General features: G+C 64.8%; 3 protein-coding genes. All 3 read right to left on the bottom strand.

Annotation, left to right across the window (positions count from 1 at the left end; translation table 11 throughout):
- Window positions 1-173 precede the first annotated feature (173 nt).
- The 3 genes from ACZBJS_RS41895 to ACZBJS_RS41885 all read right to left on the bottom strand — a co-directional run bounded on the left by ACZBJS_RS41895 (window position 174) and on the right by ACZBJS_RS41885 (window position 4593).
- Window positions 174-1238 carry an MBL fold metallo-hydrolase gene (locus ACZBJS_RS41895; RefSeq protein WP_026191925.1) on the bottom strand — a complete coding sequence of 355 codons (1065 nt, stop codon included), beginning with the start codon at window positions 1236-1238 and terminating at the stop codon, window positions 174-176.
- 216 nt (window positions 1239-1454) lie between these two features.
- Complete coding sequence (locus ACZBJS_RS41890; protein WP_141342965.1) at window positions 1455-3599, bottom strand: methyl-accepting chemotaxis protein; 2145 nt, start codon at window positions 3597-3599, stop codon at window positions 1455-1457.
- 250 nt (window positions 3600-3849) lie between these two features.
- Window positions 3850-4593: an outer membrane protein gene (locus tag ACZBJS_RS41885; protein WP_316398570.1), complete on the bottom strand. Its 744-nt coding sequence runs from the start codon at window positions 4591-4593 to the stop codon at window positions 3850-3852.
- Window positions 4594-5055: the final 462 nt, after the last annotated feature.

Here is a 5055-nt window from a genome sequence, read left to right as displayed (position 1 = left end):
AACTCGCGCCCGTATCAATTGGATGTTCACAACGGACAAAGCTCGCACCAAACTGGGGCGCGCCTATCCAGGCATACCCAAAGAGTCAAAATCACTGTGACGAGCTACTAGCCGGGGCCGTTCGGCTCGATTTCGGTCAAATCGCCGGGCGATGCCTTGCCGCCCGGCCGGGTTCAGGTGGTCTTGAAGCGCAGCATGCCGTCGGCGTGCATTTCGGCCGTCAGGCGGCCCTCGACCAGCATGTAATTGACATGGGCGACCAGCTCACCGGCGGCGAAGCCCATCTGGTGCTCGTCCAGCACGTGCTTGTGGAACACCACGGGCACCAGCTCCTTGGAGGTCTGCGGCACCTCGCGGCAGGCCTCGGCGATCAGCCGGCAGCGCTCCTCATGGTGATCGGCGAGCTGCTTGATCCGGGTCTTCAGCCCGTAGAACGGCACGCCGTGGCCCGGCAGCACCATCACGTCGTAGGGCAGGGTGGTGGTCAGGCTTGCCAGCGAGGCCAGATATTCGCCGAGCGAGTTCTGCTCGGGCTCGACCGCCCAGACGCTGACATTGGGCGAGATCTTGCTCAGCACCTGGTCGGCGGACAGGAACAGCTTGTCGGCCGCGCAATACAGCATCACCTGGTCGAGCGCGTGGCCGCCGCCGGTGATCACCTTGAAGCGCCGCGTGCCGATCACGACCTCGTCGCCATGGGTGAGGCGGTGATAGGACGGCGGCAGCACTGACACGCGCTTCAGGTAATCCTGGCCACGGCCGAGCAGCTTCTCGGTGAGGTCCTCGTCCATGCCATGGCGGCGGAAGAACAGCCGCTGCGCGTTGCGCCGCTCCTCGGTGCCGCGGTTCTGGTGATAGACCGACTGCAGATATTCCACCTGCGACATGAACAGCGGGCAGCCGAAGCGCTCGGTGATCCAGCCGGCGAGACCGACATGGTCGGGATGCGAATGCGTCACGATCAGGCGGGTGACCTTGACGTGTTTCAGCGGCCCCTCGAACAGCGTGGTCCAGGCCGCGATCGATTCCTCATTGCCGAAGCCGGCATCCACCATGGTCCAGCCGTCGCCGTCGGCGAGCAGATAGATGTTCACATGGTTGAGGCGGAACGGCAGCTTCAGCCGCGCCCACAGCACGCCGGGAGCCACCTCCACGACCTGGTCGTGGCCGGGATGGTTCTCCCAAGGGTATCGCAGTGCCTCCGCCGAGGAGTGCACGGGGTCGGTCTTCGTATGCATCCTACCGGCTTAGCGGCACACGGGCCGCCGCGCCAGCCGAAAAATCAGATAGTCGTCCGGAGAATGGGACGAGAAATCGCCGGAATTCCGTAGCCCGGATGAAGCGAACGGTCTTGCGAATACGTGCCCGTCATTCCGGGGCGCCTCGAAGAGGCGAACCCGGAATCTCGAGGTTCCGGGTTCTATGCTTCGCATAGCCCCGGAACGACGCTGTACCTACGCCGCGCGGATGTTCGACAGGAAGCCGTCGATCTCCGAGCGCAGCACGTCGGCCTCGCGGCGCAGTGCGTCGGAGGCGCTCAGCACCTCGCCGGCGGCGGTGCCCGCCTCGGCCGACGCGGTGGACACGCCGACGATGTTGCTCGACACCTCGCTGGTGCCGCCCGCCGCATGCTGGATGTTGCGGGCGATCTCGCGGGTCGCCGCGCCCTGCTGCTCGACCGCGGCGGCGATCGCGGTGGTGACGTCGTTGATCTCGCCGATCGTGCTCGAGATGTTGCGGATCGCGGAGACGGCCGTCGTCGTCACCTCCTGCATGCTGACGATCTGCTGGCGGATTTCCTCGGTCGCCTTCGCGGTCTGGCTCGCGAGGTTCTTCACCTCGGAGGCGACCACGGCAAAGCCGCGGCCGGCCTCGCCGGCGCGCGCCGCCTCGATGGTGGCGTTGAGCGCGAGCAGATTGGTTTGCGAGGCGATGGTCTGGATCAGGTCGACCACGACGCTGATGCGTGCGGCATTGTCGGCAAGCCCCTGCATCGTGCTGTCGGTGGCGCTGGCTTCCTCCACCGCCTTGCGGGCGATCTCCGCCGAGGTCACGACTTGGCGGCCGATCTCCTGGATCGAGGACGACAGCTCCTCGGTGCCGGCCGACACCGTCTGCACGTTGACCGAGGTTTCCTCGGCGGCCGACGCGACGGCGTTGACCAGCGCGCTCGACTGGTCCGCGGTCGCCGACATGCTCTGCGCAGTCGACTGCATCGAGTTCGCCGCGGTCTGCAGGCTGCCGAGCGCGCTGCGGACGTTGGATTCGAACGTGACGATCTGCGCTTCCATGCGCGAGGCGCGCTCCGCCTTGGCGCTGCGGTCCTTGTTCTGGTTTTCCGTGAGCTCGCGGCTCTCGACCATGCTCTCGCGGAACACCTGCAGCGCGTCGGCCATGACGGCGATCTCGTCGCGCTGGCGGCTCTGCGGGATCTCGGTGTCGAGGTCGCCGTCGGACAGCAGCTGCATCGAGCGCTGCAGGCCGCGGATGCGGCGCAGGATGTTGCGTCCGACATAGAGCCAGACGAACAGGAACGAGCCGACCAGCGTCAGGGCGCCGAGGCCGATCATCACCATGGTCGCGAGCGAGATCTGCTGCCGTGCCTGGAAGGTCGAGCTGTCGGTCTCCTTCTGCACCGCGTCGACCAGCTGCTGGACGCTGATGCCGAGCCCGACATTGAGCTTGCGCGTCTCTTCCAGGATGGTCTGGCCGTAGTCGATCGCGTCGAGCTCTTTCTGGCGGATCTTGAACACGCCGGTCTTGCCTTCGCCGAGCACGAGCAGCCTCGAGGCGGTGTCGCGCACCGCAACGATCGCGGGATTGTTCGGCAGGTCCTCGAGGTTGGACTTGACGCGTTCACGCGCGGCCTTGAACTCGGCCTCGATCGCATCGAGCGTTTCGCTGGAATTGGCCGACAGCGCCGCGGTCATGTCGGCGGCCATCAGATTGCCGGCGGCGAGCACGTTGCTGATCTGGCCGACGGTGCGGGCAGCTTCAGTGGCGTCGTCCGCGGAGACTTCGGCCGCGGCGAGGATGGCGTTGAGCCGGGTCTGCGCGTCGAGCATCGCGGGACTTGCGGCGGAGACGAACGCCGCCTGCGCCTTGCGCAGTGCGTTGTACTGCTTGTCGCGCAGCGCGCCGACCTCGAGCCGCTCGCGCGCCGCCGAGATCAGGCTCTTGGTGGCCTCGTCGGTGTTCTTGACGTTCTCCTGCAATGCGCTGACCACGGATTTGTCGGCGCCGAGCTCGATGATCTCGCCGAGCTTGGCGCTGGTGAGCCGCGCGACGTCCTGCACCTTCTTGGTGCGATCGTTCAGCGCGTCCTCGCTCTGCACGGCGAGCAGGCCGGGGCCTTGCGCCGCGAGCGAAGCGCTTTGCGCGGCAAGTTGCAGGCTCGCGGCAAGCCGCGGAATGTCGCGGCCGGAGAGATCGGTCATGGTGCCGCCGAGCTGATGCAGCACGATGCCGGCGCCTGCGCTGATCACCAGCGCCATGCCTGCGATCACAGCGAACGCCGCGAACAGGCTGCCCCTGACGCCCATCTGCGGCAGATGGATACGCTTGAGATTTGGTTTGCCGAGCTTGAACCGAAACGCCATTGCCCCTGTGCCCCCTGGCCCACTACGCTTGGCCACTATCCTTGGCCACTACTCTTGGATGTTTCCCCGGCGCGGGAGTATCGGTGCGGCCGGTTAACAAAATCGGGAAAATTGCGACGATCTGCGGGATTTTTCAGGGCTGCCGCGCAGTGGCGACGTCTCGGTTCGCTGTGCGGAATCGATGCACGCGATCGGATGCAAAAAGGCCGGCGTGAGCCGGCCTTTTCCACGCCTGGTTGTAAGGGCGATCTCAGTAGCGGCCGTAAGCGGGGCCGCCGGGGTTGCCGAGATTGAAGCGGTAGTTGAGGCCCGCCTTCACCGTGTGCTCGTCATTGTGGAAGCTGCCGACCGGCACCAGCGCGCCCGGCGCGGTGAAGCGGCTGTCGCCGAAGTCATAGTACTGGTACTCGACCTTGGCCGACCAGTTCGGCGCGAACATGTATTCGGCGCCGCCGCCGATGGTCCAGCCGTTGCTGTGGTTGTCGCTGAGCCTGAAGCCGACCGGCGCGCCGCCGAGCGTCACCGTTTCGTTGTTGTCGGAATAGGCATAACCGCCCTTCACATAGATCAGGCCCGGACCCCAGGTGTAGCCGACGCGGCCGGTGATCGAGCCGATGCCGCGCTGGTTGTTGTTGTAGACGTAGCCGCCCGGGAAGATCGCGTTGAGCTGATGGCCGCCGACCCAGGAATACTGGCCTTCGAGGCCGATCACCCACATCGGCGACAGCTGCCAGTCGTAACCGGCCTGCACGCCGCCCATGAAGCGGGCGTCGGAGTCGGACAGCGCGAGGCCATTGAAATTGTTGTTCTGGGAGAACACACCGCCGAGATGGCCGCCGAGATAGAAGCCGGTCCAGTTGTAGAGCGGAGCGGCGTAAACAGGCGCGGGCGCCTTCTGATAATAGCCACGGTTGAAATCGGCGGCGTTGGCGGTCGCGCCAAAGGCAGCGACGGCCGCCGCGACGGCGGCGGTTGCGAGCAGGAACTTCTTCATGGGGGTAGTCTCCGGACAAGTCATGAGGCGCAGCGTGAATGGCGCCATCCACGGCGATGGGTTAGACCGCATTTGAATAAAATGCAGTCACCGGAACGCTGCGCGGAGCGTTAAGTCGCAGCCTTTGCGGCGAAACGTTTTGTTGTGCCTAACGAACGCTTAAGCCGAAATGAAGCAAGGCTTAACGCGGTGTGCGCGGCGCGCATTTCCTGTTAACCAAGCCGTCGGTTAGAGCATGATCCGGAAAAGTGCGAAGCGGTTTTCCCTCGCGACAAACGCGGAACGCGTTTGCGCGGAGATCATGCTCAAACAAGGAGCTAAAGCGCGATGATGATTCAACCTAATGTCATCGCGCTTTAGTCTTACTGAGTCAGAAAGCCGCGATCTGGAGGGTTGAGAATCGCATATTAAGGGAGATTCAACGTGGTCGAGGAGGCCGAGATGGATCGCCGAGGGAGAGGA

Source organism: Bradyrhizobium sp. KZN70725, assembly GCF_055264925.1.
The sequence above is the reverse complement of the archived record's forward strand: the minus strand, read 5'-3'. Positions and strand labels throughout refer to the sequence as shown.